The sequence below is a fragment of the Bradyrhizobium sp. HKCCYLS20291 genome (genome assembly GCF_051167715.1).
Classification (GTDB): domain Bacteria; phylum Pseudomonadota; class Alphaproteobacteria; order Rhizobiales; family Xanthobacteraceae; genus Bradyrhizobium.
Map to the genome: position 1 here is coordinate 54307 of NZ_JBNPTO010000026.1, position 17235 is coordinate 71541.

The 17235-nt window shown below is 65.3% G+C and carries 17 protein-coding genes; 9 read left to right on the forward strand and 8 right to left on the reverse strand.

Features of this window, described 5'->3' with window-relative positions:
* Positions 1–10: 10 nt before the first annotated feature.
* Both ACQR07_RS34910 and ACQR07_RS34915 read right to left on the reverse strand, forming a co-directional pair.
* On the reverse strand, positions 11–1261 hold the full coding sequence (locus ACQR07_RS34910; RefSeq protein WP_434906573.1) for a Zn-dependent hydrolase: 1251 nt from the start codon (positions 1259–1261) through the stop codon (positions 11–13).
* Complete coding sequence (locus ACQR07_RS34915; RefSeq protein ID WP_434906574.1) at positions 1258–2220, reverse strand: LysR family transcriptional regulator; 963 nt, start codon at positions 2218–2220, stop codon at positions 1258–1260. Before ACQR07_RS34915 ends, ACQR07_RS34910 begins: the two co-directional genes overlap by 4 nt.
* Positions 2221–2334: 114 nt before the next feature.
* Here ACQR07_RS34915 and ACQR07_RS34920 point away from each other — a divergent pair, with 114 nt between their 5' ends.
* The 6 genes from ACQR07_RS34920 (at position 2335) to ACQR07_RS34945 (ending at position 7957) form a co-directional block, all read left to right on the forward strand.
* Complete coding sequence (locus ACQR07_RS34920; RefSeq protein WP_434906575.1) at positions 2335–3150, forward strand: putative hydro-lyase; 816 nt, start codon at positions 2335–2337, stop codon at positions 3148–3150.
* A gap of 68 nt (positions 3151–3218) precedes the next feature.
* Positions 3219–4463, forward strand: a complete 1245-nt coding sequence (locus ACQR07_RS34925; RefSeq protein WP_434906576.1) for an ABC transporter substrate-binding protein — start codon at positions 3219–3221, stop codon at positions 4461–4463.
* Positions 4464–4658: 195 nt separating this feature from the next.
* Entirely contained in the window at positions 4659–5537 is an 879-nt protein-coding gene (locus tag ACQR07_RS34930) for a branched-chain amino acid ABC transporter permease (protein ID WP_434906577.1), read from the forward strand.
* Positions 5537–6541: a branched-chain amino acid ABC transporter permease gene (locus tag ACQR07_RS34935; protein WP_434906578.1), complete on the forward strand. Its 1005-nt coding sequence runs from the start codon at positions 5537–5539 to the stop codon at positions 6539–6541. Before ACQR07_RS34930 ends, ACQR07_RS34935 begins: the two co-directional genes overlap by 1 nt.
* Positions 6538–7269 carry an ABC transporter ATP-binding protein gene (locus ACQR07_RS34940; RefSeq protein WP_434906579.1) on the forward strand — a complete coding sequence of 244 codons (732 nt, stop codon included), beginning with the start codon at positions 6538–6540 and terminating at the stop codon, positions 7267–7269. The genes ACQR07_RS34935 and ACQR07_RS34940 overlap by 4 nt, the downstream gene beginning before the upstream one ends.
* Positions 7253–7957 carry an ABC transporter ATP-binding protein gene (locus ACQR07_RS34945; protein ID WP_434906580.1) on the forward strand — a complete coding sequence of 235 codons (705 nt, stop codon included), beginning with the start codon at positions 7253–7255 and terminating at the stop codon, positions 7955–7957. The genes ACQR07_RS34940 and ACQR07_RS34945 overlap by 17 nt, the downstream gene beginning before the upstream one ends.
* A 418-nt stretch (positions 7958–8375) precedes the next feature.
* On the opposite strand, the gene ACQR07_RS34950 is transcribed toward ACQR07_RS34945, so the two are convergent.
* The 6 genes from ACQR07_RS34950 to otnC all read right to left on the reverse strand — a co-directional run bounded on the left by ACQR07_RS34950 (position 8376) and on the right by otnC (position 14082).
* Positions 8376–9278 (reverse strand): ABC transporter permease, encoded by a 903-nt coding sequence (locus ACQR07_RS34950; RefSeq protein ID WP_434906581.1) that lies wholly within the window; start codon positions 9276–9278, stop codon positions 8376–8378.
* A 4-nt stretch (positions 9279–9282) separates the two neighbouring features.
* Positions 9283–10218, reverse strand: a complete 936-nt coding sequence (locus ACQR07_RS34955) for an ABC transporter permease (protein ID WP_434906582.1) — start codon at positions 10216–10218, stop codon at positions 9283–9285.
* A 104-nt stretch (positions 10219–10322) separates the two neighbouring features.
* Positions 10323–11612 (reverse strand): ABC transporter substrate-binding protein, encoded by a 1290-nt coding sequence (locus tag ACQR07_RS34960; RefSeq protein ID WP_434906583.1) that lies wholly within the window; start codon positions 11610–11612, stop codon positions 10323–10325.
* A 39-nt stretch (positions 11613–11651) separates the two neighbouring features.
* Positions 11652–12686, reverse strand: a complete 1035-nt coding sequence (locus ACQR07_RS34965) for an ABC transporter ATP-binding protein (protein ID WP_434906584.1) — start codon at positions 12684–12686, stop codon at positions 11652–11654.
* A 496-nt stretch (positions 12687–13182) separates the two neighbouring features.
* Positions 13183–13395, reverse strand: coding sequence for a hypothetical protein (locus tag ACQR07_RS34970; protein ID WP_434906585.1), 213 nt, complete (start codon positions 13393–13395; stop codon positions 13183–13185).
* A gap of 24 nt (positions 13396–13419) precedes the next feature.
* On the reverse strand, positions 13420–14082 hold the full coding sequence (gene otnC, locus ACQR07_RS34975; RefSeq protein WP_434906586.1) for a 3-oxo-tetronate 4-phosphate decarboxylase: 663 nt from the start codon (positions 14080–14082) through the stop codon (positions 13420–13422).
* 131 nt (positions 14083–14213) lie between these two features.
* On the opposite strand from otnC, the gene ltnD reads away from it, so the two are divergent.
* Genes ltnD through otnK form a run of 3 tightly spaced genes read left to right on the forward strand, consistent with a single transcriptional unit; the run spans position 14214 to position 17231 of the window.
* Positions 14214–15128 carry an L-threonate dehydrogenase gene (gene ltnD / locus ACQR07_RS34980; protein ID WP_434906587.1) on the forward strand — a complete coding sequence of 305 codons (915 nt, stop codon included), beginning with the start codon at positions 14214–14216 and terminating at the stop codon, positions 15126–15128.
* 43 nt (positions 15129–15171) lie between these two features.
* Positions 15172–15954, forward strand: coding sequence for a 2-oxo-tetronate isomerase (otnI, locus tag ACQR07_RS34985; protein WP_434906588.1), 783 nt, complete (start codon positions 15172–15174; stop codon positions 15952–15954).
* Complete coding sequence (gene otnK / locus ACQR07_RS34990; RefSeq protein WP_434906589.1) at positions 15951–17231, forward strand: 3-oxo-tetronate kinase; 1281 nt, start codon at positions 15951–15953, stop codon at positions 17229–17231. Before otnI ends, otnK begins: the two co-directional genes overlap by 4 nt.
* Positions 17232–17235: the final 4 nt, after the last annotated feature.

Consider the following 17235-nt stretch of genomic DNA (forward strand, 5'->3'; position numbering starts at 1 on the left):
TAATAACCCGTCACGACGCCACGCCGGCCAGCGACAGCACCGTGTGCAGCAGCACATTGGCGCCGGCGGCGCAGTCGGATTGCGTGGCGTCTTCCAGTTCGTTGTGGCTGATGCCGTCCTTGCAGGGCACGAACACCATCGCGGCGGGCATGATGGTGTTGAGGTTGCAGGCGTCGTGGCCGGCGCCGGAGGTGATGCGGCGGTGCGAATAGCCGAGCGTACCGGCGGCGCGTTCGACGGCGTCGACCAGCCTGGGATCGAAATGCGTCGGCGGCTTGCGCCAGACCTGGTCGATCGCGATCTCGACGCGCCGCTTCCTGGCAATCTCGCTGGCCGCAGCACGCAGGCTGGCATCGAGCGCCTCCAGCGTGTCGGCATTGGCGCTGCGGCAATCGATGGTGAAGGCAATCTCACCGGGGATGACGTTGCGCGAGGGATTGGCGATCACGGCCTCGCCGATCGTGGCGACCGCGTTCGGCCCGAGCTTGAGCGCGATCTGCTCCAGGGTCAGCGCGAACTCCGACAGCGCCAGCAGCGCGTCGCGGCGCAACGGCATCGGCGTCGAGCCGGCATGGCTCTCAAAGCCCGTGACCTTGCCGTCGTACCAGAACACGCCCTGGCCGTGATCGACCACGCCGATGGTCTTGCTCTCGGCTTCCAGGATCGGACCCTGCTCGATGTGCAGCTCGACGAAGCCGGAGAATTTCTGCGTGCCGACCTTGGTCGCGCCGCGATAGCCGATCTCGTCCAGCGCCTCGCCGACCGTGGTGCCCGCAGCATCCTTGCGAGACAAAATGTCCTCGACGGTGAAGTCGCCGACATAGGCCGCCGAGGCCATCATGGCGGGCGCGAAGCGCGAGCCTTCCTCGTTGGTCCAGTTGACGATGCACAGCGGCGCGTCGGTTTCGATGCCGGCGTCGTTGAGCGTGCGGATCACCTCCAGCGCACCGAGCGTCCCGAGGATGCCGTCGAACTTGCCGCCCGTCGGCTGCGTGTCCAGATGCGAGCCGAGTCCGACCGGCGCTTTCGACATGTCACGCCCCTTGCGGAGCGCGAACATCGAGCCGAGCGTATCGACATGGACCTCCAGCCCGGCGTCCTCGCACGCTTTCCGGAACCAGTCGCGGACCTGCTTGTCCTCCTGGCCCAAGGTCAGCCGGCGCACGCCGCCCTTCGGCGTGGCGCCGAATTTCGCCGTCTCGTGGATGCTGTCCCAGAGGCGGGCGGAATCGATCTGCAGATTGGTGACGGCGCGGCTCATGCTTTAAATCCCTGTACTCCGGCATCCTGTCCATCGCGCGATGCGGCGATCGCGTCAACCGATGCCGAGGGATGGCTGGCCGTCTGCGCCGTCCGGGCTGCAAGTTCGGCGACGCGCTCGATCGCGACCATCTCGGGCGACGACAGCCAGCTCGCGGTGAAGGTCAGCGGCGGAATCCGCAGGTTGGTCTTGAGCTCCTGGAGACGGCCGGTCGCGAGCTCATTGGCGACGATCGCCGCGGGAATGACGGCGACGCCGAGGCCCTCGATCGCCATATGGATCACGGTCGCCAGCGAGGCGCTGGCATGCAGCCGCATCGGCGGCAAATGCGGCCGGTGGAACAGCGAGCGCACATTGTCATAGGGCTGCGTCTTGCGCGGAAAGGTGATGATCGGAAACCGCGCCATCTGCTCAGCGGTGACGAGGCCATCGCCGAAACCGAGGGCAGGGCTGGCGAGAAAGCTGATCGGATAGTCGCACAGCACGCGGCTGCGGATCCCCGAGGCGGAGGGCGATCCGAGCGCGAAGGCAAGCTCGATCTCCTGCGCCAGCAGCCGCGCGTGCAGATTCGGTGTGACGTCGACCTCGATCTCCAGCGACAGGTTGGGATGGCTCTCGTTGACGCTCTTGATCAGCCGCGGCAGCCAGTCGTGCACGATGGTCTCGGCGACGCCGAGCCGGAGCACGCCGCGCATCGCCGAGCGGTCGCCGACCTCCGCCAGCATCTCCGCGCGCAGGCCGATCAGCTTCTCGGCATAGACCAGCATCTGGCGGCCGCTGGCGGTCGGCGACGCCACGCGATGGTCGCGGTTGAGCAGCTTGACGCCCAGCTCGCGCTCGAGCTGCGCAATGCGCTGGGAGATGGCCGGTTGGGTGGTGTTAAGGCGCTGGGCGGCGCCACGAAAGCTGCCGAGCTTGACCACCCAGAGGAACGTTTCGATGGAACGGAAATCCAGCATTGGCCCCCGCCTCGGATCAATTTGTCTTATCGATCCTGATTAAAAATGAAGATTAGACTTTATAGCATGGCTGATATTCAGTGAGTTTGTCGAGATATTAGGCAAATGGCTCACATGACTGTTTCTGTGGCACTGCAGCAACCGGCCAATGCTGGCCTTCTTCCCAGCCATCAGGCCCGACTGGATTACCGGAGCGGCAAGGGCTGGAGCACGGCGGGCGTCGCCAACGGCTTCGTCCAGGGCAACCTGGCGATCATCCCTGAAAAGTACGCCGGCGCCTTCCATCGCTTCTGCCAGCTCAATCCAAAACCGTGCCCGATCATCGGCATGTCCGATCCGGGCAATCCCTTCATCCCGGCGCTCGGCACCGATCTCGACATCCGCACCGACGTGCCGCGCTATCGCGTCTGGCGCGACGGCGAGATGGTCGAGGAGCCGACCGATCTCAAATCGCACTGGCGCGACGACCTCGTCACCTTCGTGCTCGGCTGCTCGTTCTCGTTCGAAGAGGCGCTGATGGCCGACGGCCTGCCGATCCGCCACATCGAGCAGGGCTGTCGGGTGCCGATGTATCGCACCAACATCGCCTGCACGCCGTCAGGGCCGTTCGCCGGTCCGATGGTGGTGTCGATGCGCCCGTTCAAGCCGGCACAGGCGATCCGCGCGGTGCAGATCACGACGCGCTTTCCCGCCGTGCACGGCGCGCCGGTGCATCTCGGCCATCCCGACCAGATCGGCATCGCCGACATCAACAAGCCCGACTACGGCGATCCCGTGCCGGTCGGCGCCGACGAAATCCCGGTGTTCTGGGCCTGTGGTGTGACGCCGCAGGCGGTCATCGCGGCCGCTAGGCTGCCCTTTGCCATCACCCACGCGCCGGGCCTGATGCTGATCACCGATCTCAAGAACAAGGATCTCGCCGTCCTCTGAGCGTCGCCGGACCGCTCGGAGTTTTCTGCCTTCATCGCTCTCAGTCGTTTACCCCAGAGGATCCCGCAATGACCATCACGCGCCGAAACGTCCTGCTTGGAGCCACCGCCGCCGCCGCGCTCGGCCCGATCGCCGCCCGCGCCCAGACCTCCGAAGTGAAGATCGGCATCATCTATCCGTTCTCTGGCGCCAGCGCCCAGATCGGCGTCGACGCGCAGCGCGCGTTCGAGACCGCCGCCGAGATCATCAACGGCAAGTATGATTATGACCTGCCGCTCGCCCGCACCGAGGGCCTGCCGGGCCTCGGCGGCGCCAAGCTCAAGCTGGTGTTCGCCGACCACCAGGCCGACCCGCAGAAGGGCCGCGCCGAGGCCGAGCGCCTGATCACGCAGGAAAAGGTGTCGGCGGTCATCGGCTCCTATCAGAGCTCCGTGGCGGTTACCGCGAGCCAGACCTGCGAGCGCTACCAGATTCCTTATCTGTCGGCCGACAACTCCTCGCCGAGCCTGCATCGCCGCGGCCTGAAGTATTATTTCCGCGCAGCGCCCCACGACGAGATGTTCTCGGCGGCGATGTTCGACTTCTTCGATGCGATGAAGAAGAAGGGCACCAAGATCGAGACCCTGGCGCTGTTCCACGAGGACACCATCTTCGGCACCGATTCCGGCAATGCCCAGCTCAAGCTCGCCAATGAGCGCGGCTACAAGATCGTTGCCGACATCAAGTACCGCGCCAACTCGCCGTCGCTGTCGGCCGAGGTGCAGCAGCTCAAGGCCGCCAATGCCGACGTGCTGATGCCGTCGAGCTACACCACCGACGGCATCTTGCTGGTCAAGACCATGGCCGAGCTCGGCTACAAGCCGAATGCGATCGTGGCGCAGGACGCCGGCTTCTCCGAGAAGGCGCTGTATGACGCGGTCGGCGACAAGCTGGAAGGCGTGATCTCGCGCGGCTCGTTCTCGCTCGACCTCTCCGCCAAGCGGCCGATGGTCGGCAAGATCAACGACATGTTCAAGGCGAAGTCTGGCAAGGACCTCAACGACTTCTCCTCGCGCCAGTTCATGGGCCTGATCGTGATGGCCGATGCCATCAACCGCGCCAAGTCCGTCGACGGCGACAAGATCCGCGACGCGCTGGCCGCGACCGACATGCCGGGCACCCAGACCATCATGCCCTGGAAGCGCGTGAAGTTCGACGAGAGCGGCCAGAACAACGACGCCGATCCGGTGCTGCTGCAATATGTCGGTGGCAAGTTCGTCACCATCTTCCCGACCCAGGCCGCGGTGGCGGATGCCACCTGGCCGATGAAGTAAGCATCTCGGGCGTCGTCCCGGGCAAGCAGTCACGCGCGTCAGCGCGTGGCGGCGCCGACCCGGGACCCATACTCGGAGGCCGTGGTTGGACGATGACCGGTCGTCGTCGTGCCCCACGAAAATAGTCTTGGTTATGGGCCCTGGCTTTCGCCAGGACGGCATCCCGTGTCACATCGAGAGTTGGGGGCAAGGTCTGTGACAGCAGAAACAATCATACAAAGTCTCGCCAGCGGCCTGTTGATGGGCCTGCTCTACGGCCTGATCGCCGTCGGCCTGGCGCTCATCTTCGGCCTGATGGATGTCGTGAACTTCGCCCATGGCGAGTTCCTGATGATCGCGATGTACGCGACCTTCTTCCTGTTCGCGTTCTTCGCGCTCGACCCGCTGTTGGCGGCGCCGCTGGTCGCCGCCGCATTGTTCGTGTTCGGTGCGATCGTCTACTTGCTGATCGTCAGATTTGCGGTCAGGGCCAAGGCCAACACCGGCATGGTGCAGATCTTCTCTACCTTCGGCCTGGCGGTTCTGATGCGCGGCGTCGCGCAGTACTTCTTCACGCCGGACTACCGCAGCATTCCGCACTCCTTTCTGGGCGGCAAGACGATCTCGATCGCCGGCATCTATCTGCCGCAGCCGCAGCTGATCGGCGCGCTGATCGCGATCGCGGCGTTCGCAGGATTGTACTTCTTCATCCACCGCACCGATTTCGGCCGGGCGCTGGAGGCGACGCGTGAGGATGCCGGCGCGGTGGCGCTGGTCGGCATCGACAAGAACAAGGTGTTCGCGCTCGGGTGGGGTCTTGGCGCGGCGCTGGTCGGTCTCGCCGGTGCCGTCATGGCGATCTTCTTCTACGTGTTTCCCGATGTGGGCGCGTCGTTCGCAACCATCGCCTATGTGACGGTGGCGCTTGGCGGCTTCGGCAGCGTGTTCGGCGCGTTCGCCGGCGGCATCGTCGTCGGTCTCGTCGAGGCCATTACCACGCTGATCCTGCCGCCGTCGCTGAAGACCGTCGGCATCTACGGCGTCTATCTCCTCGTTGTTTTCGTCCGCCCGCGCGGCCTGTTCGGATCAATCTGATGGACAAGGCATTCATTCAACGTCGTCGGCGCGACCTCGTCGTCGCCGCCTTCCTCACGGCCATCGCCGCCGTCGTGCCTATGTTCGTCAAGGACGTCTACGTCCAGAACATCATGGTGCTGACCCTGATGTATGGGGCGCTGTCGCAGAGCTGGAACATCCTGTCCGGCTATTGCGGCCAGATCTCGCTCGGCCATGCGCTCTATTTCGGGCTCGGGGCCTATACGACCGCGATCCTGTTCACCAAGTTCGGCGTGCTGCCGTGGTTCGGCATGCTCTCCGGCGGCGTGTTGTCCGCCATCATCGCCATGGCGCTCGGCTATCCCTGCTTCAGGCTGGGCGGCCATTACTTCGTGATCGCGACCATCGTGATCGCCGAGATCACGCTGCTGCTGTTCCACAACTGGGACTGGGCCGGCGCCGCGCTTGGCATCGACATTCCGGTGCGGAGCGACTCCTGGGTGACGTTCCAGTTCACGCGTTCAAAGCTGCCGTACTTTTACTTCGCGCTCGGGCTCGCTTGCGTCGCCTGGTTCGTGACCTGGTGGTTGGAAGATTCGAAGTGGGGCTATTGGTGGCGCGCGGTGAAGGATAATCCGGTCGCGGCCGAGAGCCTGGGCGTCGACGTGTTCAACTCCAAGATGGGCGCCGCGGCCGTGTCAGCCTTCCTGGTCGCGATCGGCGGCAGCTTCTACGCCCAGTTCGTCTCCTACATCGATCCCGAGAGCGTGATGGGCTTCCAGTTCTCGCTGCTGATGGCGCTCCCGGCGGTGCTGGGCGGCATCGGCACCCTCTGGGGACCGATGCTGGGCGCGGTGATCCTGATCCCGCTCACCGAGCTGACCCGCTCCTATATCGGCGGCTCCGGCCGTGGCGTCGATCTGATCGTCTATGGCGGCCTGATCATCGCGATCTCGCTGGCGCGGCCGCAGGGCCTGGTCAGCCTGTTCTCCCGCAAGCCCAAGCCGGCTGCTCAGCCGGTCCGAGAGGCGGTGGCGTCATGACGGCATTGTTGGAAACCCGCAACGTCACCCAGCGTTTTTCGGGCCTGACGGCGAACTCCGACGTCTCGATCAAGGTCGGACGCGGCGAGATCGTCGGCCTGATCGGTCCGAACGGCGCCGGCAAGTCGACCTTGTTCAACCTGATCGCCGGCGCGTTCAAGCCGACGGAAGGCGCGATCATCTTCGACGGCGAGGACGTCACGGCGCTGCCGGCGGCCGAGCGCTGCCAGCGCGGCATCGGCCGTACCTTCCAGGTGGTCAAGAGCTTCGAGACCATGACGGTGATCGAGAACGTCATCGTAGGCTCCCTGGTGCGCACCACCCACATGCGCGAGGCCCGGCGCAAGGCGCAGGAGGTGCTGGAGTTCTGCGGCCTCGGCGCCCGCGCCGACGTGCTGGCCAGCGACCTCGTGCCGTCGGAGAAGCGGCGGCTCGAAGTCGCCCGTGCCCTGGCGACGGAGCCGAAGCTGCTGCTGCTCGACGAGGTGCTGACGGGGCTGACACCGGTCGAATCCCAGAGGGGCGTCGAACTCGTGCGCCGCGTACGCGACACCGGCATCACGGTGCTGATGGTCGAGCACGTCATGGAGATCGTGATGCCGCTGGTCGACCGTGCCATCGTGCTCGACCTCGGCAAGGTGCTGATCGAAGGCAAGCCTGCGGACGTCGTCCGTGATCCCAAAGTCATTTCCGCCTATCTTGGAGACCGCCATGCTGTCGGTGCGTGACGTCACCACCGCCTATCAGGGCCTGGTTGCAATCTCGAACGTCTCGATCGACGTCGAGAAGGGCGAGATCGTCTGCGTCGCCGGCGCGAATGGCGCGGGCAAGTCGACGCTTTTGAAGTCGATCGCGGGCGCCGAGCGGCCGCGCGCCGGCTCCGTCACCTTCGACGGCAACCGCATCGACGGCATGGCGCAGCATCTGATCACCGCGAAAGGCATTGCCTACGTGCCGGAGAACCGCCGGCTGTTTCCGCGGCTCTCGGTGCGCGACAATCTCAGGCTCGGCAGCTATCTCTATCGCAGCGAAGCCAATCGCGACGAGCCGCTGGAGTTCGTGTTCAAGCTGTTTCCGCGGCTGTCGGAGCGGCTCGAGCAGCGCGCCGAGACGTTGTCCGGCGGCGAGCAGCAGATGCTGGCGATCGGCCGCGCGCTGATGACCCGGCCGCGTCTCCTGATGCTCGACGAGCCGTCGCAGGGCATCATGCCAAAGCTGGTCGACGAGATCTTTCAGGCCGTCAAGCGCATCCGCGACGTCGGCATGACCGTGCTGATCGTCGAGCAGCGCATGGCGGAGTGTTTGGAGATCGCCGACCGGGCCTACATCCTGCAGACCGGCCGCGTGCTGATGCAGGGCACGGCCGCCGAGATCAGTGGCAACAAGGATGTGCGGAAGGCGTATCTGGGGCTGTAGCTCTGTAGGGTGGGCAAAGCGCCGCCATCAGGCGGCGCGTGCCCACCGGCGGTGCCGATGAGGAAAGATGGTGGGCACGGCGCGCGAGAGAGCCATCCCCATGACAACGAGCCGGGCGCGCCTTTGCCCACCCTACGCACCGAGCAAGCGGTGAGACAACGGTGCTGTCCGATACAGCGCCCTCGCCCCTTGTGGGAGAGGGCATGTACGGCCCATCCAACATACGCGGTCGGGTGAGGGGTCTCTCTCAGCGATCGTCGCCCGTAGAGGCATACCCCTCACCCCACTGAGCTTGCTGCGCTGTCCTACATGCCCTCTCCCACAAGGGGCGAGGGCGCATTCACAGGCACCGCACTCGCTGTTTGTCGTAAAGCGAAGGGACGAAGAGCTGGATTGTGACGGCTCCCCAGCGGAGCGACTACACCATCCCCTTGCCCGCATCCGAGCCTTGCCGCCGCTGGCGCGCCTGCAGCACCAGGATCACCGACAGCGCCGCGAAGATCACGACGAACGACACAGCCGAGGTCAGCGTGCCCAGGGCGTAGATGTCCGGCTTCGTCACCGTCGTGGTCAGGCCCTGCAGTTCCAGCGGCAGCGTGTTCACCGAGCCGATCGCCTGGCTCGAGCGTGCCAGTTCGTCCCAGGACAGGGTGAAGCCGAACAGTCCGATGCCGACCACCGAGGGAAGGATGATCGGAAGGACGACGTGGCGGAAGGTCTGCCAGGGGGTGGCGCCGAGATCGCGGGCGGCTTCTTCCAGCCTTCCGTCGAAGCGGTTGAAGATCGCGAACATGATCAAGAGGCCGAACGGCAGGGTCCAGGTCAGGTGCGCGCCAAGGCCTGAGGTGAACAGGCCCATCGCGGTGGTGTGGCCCTCGGCCAGCCAGCCGAGGCCGTAGTCGGCGGCGTGCTTGTTGATGAAATCGTCGATCAGCCGGAACTCCAGGGCGATGCCGAGCGAGGTGATGATCGAGGGCATGATCAGGCTGGCGATCGCGGTGTAGAACAGCATCGAGGCGCCGCGGAACGGCTTGCGGAACGCCATGCCGGCCGCGACCGACAGCACCACCGTGATCACCATCACCACGAGGCCGAGCGCGAGCGAGCGCTTGAACGCTGCGCCGATGTCGACGATGCCGCCGCCGGAAAACACCTTGCCGAACCAGGTCAGCGACACGCCGTTCATCGGGAACGTGAGGCCACCGTCGGGGCCCTGGAACGACAGGATGTAGATCGCGATCATCGGCCCGTACAGGAACAGCACATAGGCCGAGAAGAACGCTGCGAGGATGTAGAAGGAGCGGGGGCGCTTGTCTCCCATCTCTCTAGAGCTCCTTGCGCACGTCGACGATCCGCGTCAGCGCGGAGATGATGATGATGGTGATGCCGAGCAGGATCACGGCGTTCGCTGCGGCGGCCGGGAATTGCAGCGCCGACAGCCGGGCCTCGATGATCTTGCCGGCCGAGGCGATCTGCTGGCCGCCCATCACGCCGATGGTGACGAAGTCGCCCATCACGATGGTGATGACGAAGATCGAGCCGATCACGATGCCCGGCTTCGCCAGGGGAATGACGATGTTGACCAGCGTCTGCCAGCCCGACGCGCCGGCGTCATAGGCGGCCTCGATCAGGCGCTTGTCGATGCGGATCATCGAATTGAAGATCGGCACCACCATGAAGAAGGTGAACAGGTGGACCAGCGCCAGCACCACCGAGAATTCCGAGAACAGCAACCACTCGATCGGCTGGTTGACGACGCCCACGCCGATCAGGCCCTGATTGACCAGGCCATTGCGGCCGAGCAGGGGGATCCAGGCGATCATCCGGATCACGTTGGAGGTCCAGAACGGGATCGTGCACAACAGCGACAGCACGATCTGCCAGGTCTTGCTGCGAACGTGGAAGGCGAGGAAGTAGGCGACCCAGAAGCCGATCAGCAAGGTCAGGCCCCAGGTCAGCAGGCACAGCTTCAGCGTCTTCAGATAGGTCTTCAGGATCGTGCACAACTCGGGCAGGTTGGCGACGCAGCCCTCGAACGTATCGGTGTAGCCGCGGAAGCTGAGCGCCGGGATCATCTCATATTCGTTGTAGTCCCAGACGCTGACGATGACGACCAGCACCAGCGGCAACAGGAAGAACAGCGCGAACACGAGCGTCATCGGTCCGGCCTGCAGCCAGGCGATCGAGCGCATCGTGAGCTTGCGGAACTTGCTCTCCGCGGGTGCGATGGTGTCAGGCGAATTGTCGATCGTCACGGCCAAGCGAAAACCTCGAGGGAAAACCTGTCGTCCAATGCGGAGCCGGGCGGTTTCAAGAAATCTGCCGCGCCCGCGGAATTGCGGGCGCGGCAGCAAGACGGTTCAGATCAAGCGGCGATGAATTCGTTCCACTTGCGGACCATGTAGTCGTTCTCGTCCATGACGGCGTTCCAGCACACCACGCCGCCCATGCGGTCGTCATAGGAGCCGCCGTCGCGCACCGCGCCGGCCTTCTCCATCAGGGTGCCGTCCGGCGCCTTGATGTCGTTCTTCGCGGGCTTGCCTTCCATCCAGTAGCCCCACTCGTCCTCGGTCATGTTGGCCTTGGCGGTGGAGAGCACGGCCGAGTAGTAGCCCTGGCGGTTGAGATAGGCGCCGGCCCAGCCGGACAGGTACCAGTTGACGAACTCGTAGGCCCAATCGAGCTTCGGGCTGCCGCCCACGGCCTTGGACACGCAGAAGCCCGAGGCCCAGGAGCGATAGCCTTCCTTCAGCGGCTGGAACACGCAAGGAATGCCCATCGAGCGCACCTTGGTGACGGCCGGCGACCACATCGACTGGATCACGGTCTCGCCCGACGCCATCAGGTTGACCGACTCGTTGAAGTCCTTCCAGAACGCGCGGAACTGGCCTGCCTTCTTGGCCTCGGTCAGCACCTTCATGGTGAGATCGATCTCGGCCTTGGTCATGTTGCCCTTGTCGGCATATTTGTACTGGCCGGTCGCCTCGACGACGAGGGCGGCGTCCATGATGCCGATCGAGGGGATGTTGAGGATCGAGGCCTTGCCCTTGAACTCGGGATTGAGCAGCTCGGCCCAGGAATTGATCGGGCGCTTGATCAGGTCGGGACGGATGCCGAGCGTGTCGGCGTTGTAGACGGTCGGGATCAGCGTCACGAACTCGGTCGGCGTCGCCGAGAACGTCTTGGAGTTCGCGCCTTCGAGATAGAGCACCTTCCAGGGCGCGGTGCCCTGGCCGCCGATCTTCTTGCCGTTCGGCAGCTCGCCCTTGGTGAAGACGGGCGTGATGTTGTTGAACTCCTTGATCTTGCGCGCATCGAGCGGGAAGATGTTGCCCGACGGCACGAGCTTCTTCAGCGAAAAATATTCGGTGTCGAGTACGTCGAACGAGTTCGGCTGGGTGATGACGCGCTTGGTCACGTCATCGGTCGTCGCCGTAATGTACTCGATCTTGATGCCGGTGTCGGCAAGGCACTTCTTCGAGATCTCGTCGCCCTCGTTCACCGCGGTGCCGAGATAGCGCAGCACCTTTGGGTCGGCGGCATGGACGTAGGGCGCGCTGAGCAGCGTGCCGGTGCCGGCGAGACCGGCGATCCCGGCCGCGCCCTTGAGCAGCGAGCGGCGGCTGACGGATGGTGTCTTCGATCGATTAGTCATCATCATCTCCTTGAGGAACGAAAGAAAAGGTCGACGAAATCAGGCGACCAGCTCTGCAGCTGGCGCGGCTGAAGCGGGGCGGGGCGTGAGCGCATCGGCGAGTGCCGGATTCCAGGTGACGATGACACGCTCGCCAATGCTGTGGGTTTCCGCATCGAACTGGTCGTCGCTGAGCTGCGCCGAGATCTCGGGGCCGCCGTCGGTCGCGACAGCGAGCAGCACATACGTGCCTTGATATTCGATCTTGCTGATTGTGCCCGGCACCGCGGGGCCATCGACCGCCGCGTTCGGCGCCTTCAGCTGGATGCGGTCGACACGCACCGCGAAGGTGTCACCCTTCACGGGGATCACGTTGTGGCCGCCGATGAAGCGGGCCGCGAACTCGGTGCGCGGATGGTTGAAGATCTCGCGCGGGCTGCCCTGCTGCTCGATTCGGCCAGCGTTCATCAGCACGACGAGGTCGGACAACGCCATCGCCTCGTCCTGGCCGTGGGTGACGTGGATGAAGGTGAGGCCAAGCTCGCGCTGCAGCCGCTTCAGCTCGGCGCGCATGCGCAGGCGTAGGAACGGATCGAGGGCCGACAGCGGCTCGTCGAGCAGAAGAACCTGCGGCGAGGTGATCAGAGCGCGCGCCAGTGCCACACGCTGCTGCTGTCCGCCGGAGAGCTGCGCCGGCAGCCGGCCGGCATAGCCCTGCATGTCGACCAGCTCGAGCAGCTCGCGGGCGCGGGCGTGGCGCTCGGGCTTGGCGACGCCTTTCATCTTCAGCGCGAAGGCGACGTTGTCGATCACCGTCAGATGCGGAAACAGCGCATAGGACTGGAACATCATTGCGGTGCCGCGTCCGGCCGGAGGCAATTCGGTCACGTTCCTGGCGCCGACGATGATGTCGCCCGATGTCGCAGACTCGTGTCCTGCAATCATGCGCAGGGTCGATGTCTTGCCGCAGCCGGACGGACCGAGCAGGCAGCAATAGGATCCGGCGGGAATCCGCAGGTCGATCGCATCGACGGCGGTGACGTGACCGTACATCTTCGTCACCTTCACCAGTTCCAAGCTCGCGCCTGCCGCCATCCGCCCTCCGTGTCTAACGTTTTTGCCGAGAACCGGGCATCGGTCAGCGTCCGCACCATCGGGCGCCCGGCTCCCGACCCGTGTGATGTCTGCAACGGATATGCCAACGATTGGCCGGCGGACCGTGCGCTGCACAGAGAGCGCGCGCTGAAGCCGGCGCGTATGCAATCGGGAGAATTGCATCGCCAGCAGCCGGCGGCGACGCGCTCGGGCCGGGCCGCGGCCCGGGAAAACAGCTGCGACCACGGCGTTGTGGCGGCATTTTTGCCTTTTCCTTTCCTCCCGCGGTGTACCGAACCGATGCTGCTGCAATCGATAAGGTGAAGAACCGGCGCTGCTGCCGCGTCCCGCGGGACTGGCGCCGCCGGTCTCTGCCTATCGATCAAGCGTCTGGTCGTTGCCCCCGCAGTCAAGTTCTGCCTCAATCTTAGGCATTGTTGCTGTCTGGAGGCAAGAAGACTTAAGCGCGCGGCGTGACGGCGCGGGGACAGCACGGCTAGCGCAGCCGGGTGCGCAACTTGCTCTGTGCTGCCGCCATCAGCATCCGCTCGGCGATGGCGCGCAATTCGGCTGCCCCGATCGGATTGGATTCCGCAAAGATCTCGTAGGAATCGGTTGCGATCGGAAACCAGCGATAGAAGCTGGCCTCCTCGAACAGAATGCGGGTCGCTGCCTCGATCTCCGCCGGCGACGGTGCGAGATATTGCATGCGCATCCATCCAGGCCGGTTCGGTCAGTGATGGTCGCTGTGGTCGGGCAGCGAGAGGCCGAACACCTTGACGAGATCATCGACCTGCTGCGGCGACAGATGACGCGGATTGAGCCCGCGCAGCAGCAGATAGAGCTTTGCCGTCTCCTCCAACTCCTCCATCGCGAAGACTGCGGCTTCCAGTGTGTCGCCGGACACCACCGGGCCGTGATTGGCAAGCAGCACCGAGGCATATTTGCCGGCGAGGCCCTTGATGGCGTCGGCGACGGCGGGATCACCGGGACGATGATACGGCACGAGCGCGGTCTGACCGCAGCGCATCAAATAATAGGGTGTCAGCGGCGGCAGCGCCATCAGCGGATCGATCTCCGGCAGCATCGAGATCGCCACCGAATGCGTCGAGTGCAGATGCACCACGGCGCGCGCCGCATCGCGCGTCTGGTACAGCGCGGTGTGCAGCGGCACCTCCTTGGTCGGCGCGTCGCCCGAGACCAGCTTTCCGTTGGCATCGAGGCGCGACAGCCTGGCCGGGTCGAGGAAACCGAGCGAGGCGTTGGTCGGCGTCACCAGCCAACCGCCGTCGTCGAGCCGCACGCTGATGTTGCCGGACGACCCCGGCGTCAGGCCGCGCTCGAACAGCGAGCGGCCGAACCGGCAGATGGCCTCGCGTACAGCAGTTTCCGCCACGTGATCAGTCCTCGGTGGTTCGCGGGTTGCGGGCTTTGTCTCACGCTTTGGCAGCGCGGCCAAGCCGTGTTACCCAGGGCCCGAGCCGGACCAACCGGACGTCACCAGGAAACGCGTCGAGGATCTGCCGCATGCCATCGCCAACGCAATTGAACGTCGCCGTGATCGGGCTCGGCTCGATGGGATATGGCATGGCGACCTCGCTCAAGCGCGCAGGTTTCGCCGTCACGGGATGCGATGTTTCGGCGGACGCGGTGGCGCGGTTCGTCGCCGACGGCGGCAAGGGGGCAAACAGCCCGGCCGAGGCGGCCGCGGGCGCCGACATCGTGGTCAGTGTCGTGGTCAATGCGGCGCAGACCGAAGCCATTCTGTTCGGCTCCGGCGGCGCTGCCGAGACCATGCCGAAGGAGTCGGTGTTCGTCTCCTCCGCGACCATGGACCCGGACGTGGCGCGCCGCCTCGCCAAGCAGCTCGAGGCCACCGGCCGGCATTATCTTGACGCGCCGATCTCCGGCGGCGCGCAGCGCGCCGCGCAGGGCGAACTGACCATCCTGGCCTCGGGCAGTGCTGCGGCCTTCGCCAAGGCGCGCCCGGCGCTCGATGCGATGGCCGCCAAGCTCTACGAGCTCGGCGATGCCGCCGGCCAGGGCGCCGCGTTCAAGATGATCAACCAGCTGCTGGCCGGCGTGCACATCGCCGCCGCCAGCGAGGCGATTGCCTTCGCTGCCAAGCAGGGGCTCGATATCAGGAAGGTCTATGAGGTCATCACCGCCTCGGCCGGCAATTCCTGGATGTTCGAGAACCGCATGCCGCACGTGCTCGACGGCGACTATACGCCGCGCAGTGCGGTCGAGATCTTCGTCAAGGACCTCGGCATCATCCAGGACATGGCGCGCAGTCACCGTTTCCCGGTGCCGGTCTCGGCCGCCGCGCTGCAGATGTTCCTGATGACATCCGCCGCCGGCATGGGCCGCGACGACGACGCCTCGGTGGCGCGGATGTACGCCCAGGTCACCGGCACCAAGCTGCCGGGCTCCTCCAAGTAACGTCTGCAAGTAACGTCTGCACGTCACAGCACGAGTTCGCACCATGCCCCGCTTCGCCGCCAATCTCTCGATGATGTTCACCGAGCATCCGTTCCTCGACCGCTTCGCCGCCGCTGCCAAGGCCGGCTTCACCGCGGTCGAGTTCCTGTTTCCCTACGATCATCCGGTCGAGGAGGTCGGCAAGCGGCTGCACGGCAACGGCCTGACCCAGGCGCTGTTCAACCTGCCGCCTGGCAATTGGGATGCCGGCGAGAAGGGTTTTGCCGCGCTGCCGGAGCGTTTTGACGATCTCAAGGCGAGCCTGGAGACGGCGCTGCCTTATGCCAAGGCCACGGGCGTGAAGAGACTGCACATGATGGCCGGCATCGCCGATCGTCATGATGCGAAAGCAGTGGAAGCGTATTACAAGTCGGTCGCCTGGGCGGCGGAGTTCTTCGCGCCTCACGGCCTCGATGTCGTGATCGAGCCGATCAATGCGCGCAACGTGCCCGGCTACTTCCTCAATGATTTCGGCTTCGCCCGCGATCTGATCCGCGAGCTGAAGATCCCGAACCTCAAGCTGCAGTTCGACATCTATCACTGCCAGATCATCCATGGCGACGTGACGATGCGGCTGCGCGAGATGATGGACATCACCGGCCACATCCAGATCGCCAGCATCCCCTCGCGCAACGAGCCTGACAGCGAGGAGTTGAACTATCCGTTCCTGTTCGACGAGCTCGACCGGCTCGGCTACGCCGGCTTCGTCGGCTGCGAATACAATCCGCGCGGCCGCACCGAGGACGGGCTCGGCTGGTTTGCGCCCTACAAGGGAGTGAAGCCGTGACCCTGAAGCTCGGCTGCATCGCCGACGACTACACCGGCGCCTCCGACCTCGCCAATACCTTGACCCGCGCCGGCCTGCGCACCGTGCAGACCATCGGCGTCCCGGCCGACGATCTCGCATTGCCCGAGGTCGACGCGGTCGTGGTGTCACTGAAGAGCCGCTCGATCGAGGCCTCGCTCGCCGTGGCGCGCTCACGCGAGGCGGACAAATGGCTGCGCGCGCGGGGCGCCCGCCACGTGCTGTTCAAGATCTGCTCGACGTTCGATTCCACCGACGCCGGCAACATCGGCCCTGTGATGGACGCGCTCGCGGGCGATGCCGGCGATGGCATCGTGCTGGTGACTCCGGCGTTCCCGGAAACCAAGCGAACGGTCTATCAGGGCAACCTGTTCGTCGGCGGCGTGCCGCTCAACGAGAGCCCGCTGAAGGATCATCCGCTCAACCCGATGCACGATGCCAATCTGGCGCGCGTACTCGGCCGCCAGAGCCGGCGGAAGGTCGGTCTGGTCGATCTCGCGACCGTCGTGCACGGCCCCGAGGCCATCGGCCACCGGCTGCAGGAGCTTGTCGGGCAGGGCATGGCCGCGGCGATCGTCGATGCCGTGTTCGACGCCGACCTGACCGCGATCGGCGCGGCCGCCTTGCAGCACAAGGTCTCGGTCGGCGCTTCCGGCATCGGGCTCGGCCTGGCGCGGGCGCTGGTCGCGGCCGGCCAGGTGCATTCGCATGCCTTCGCCCATCATCACGCCGACGTGCCGGTCGGCGGCCTCGCGGCCTGTCTCGCGGGCAGCTGCTCGCAGGCGACGTTGCAGCAGATCGCGCAGGCCGAGAGCATCATGCCGGTGCTGCATCTCGACGCGGCGGGCCTCGTCGCCGGTCCTGACGAAGCGCATCGAGCGCTGGCCTGGGCGCGTGAGCGCATCGGCAAGGGACCGGTGCTGATCGCCTCCAGCGCGACACCCGATCAGGTCGGCGCGCTGCAGGCCAAGCATGGCCGCGAGGCGGCCGGGCATGCCATCGAGCAGGCCATGGCCGATCTCGCCGAGGGACTGATCCAGGCCGGGGTCAGACGGTTGATCGTCGCGGGTGGCGAGACTTCCGGCGCGGTGGTGGATCGTCTGAAGATTCCCGGCTTCCTGGTCGGGCCGGAGATCGCGGCCGGCGTGCCGGTGCTGCGCGCGATCGGCGCCGAAGCGGGCGACATGCTGCTGGCGCTGAAGTCGGGCAATTTCGGCGGGCCGAAATTTTTCGCCGATGCGTTGGAGCTGATGCGCTAGTTAG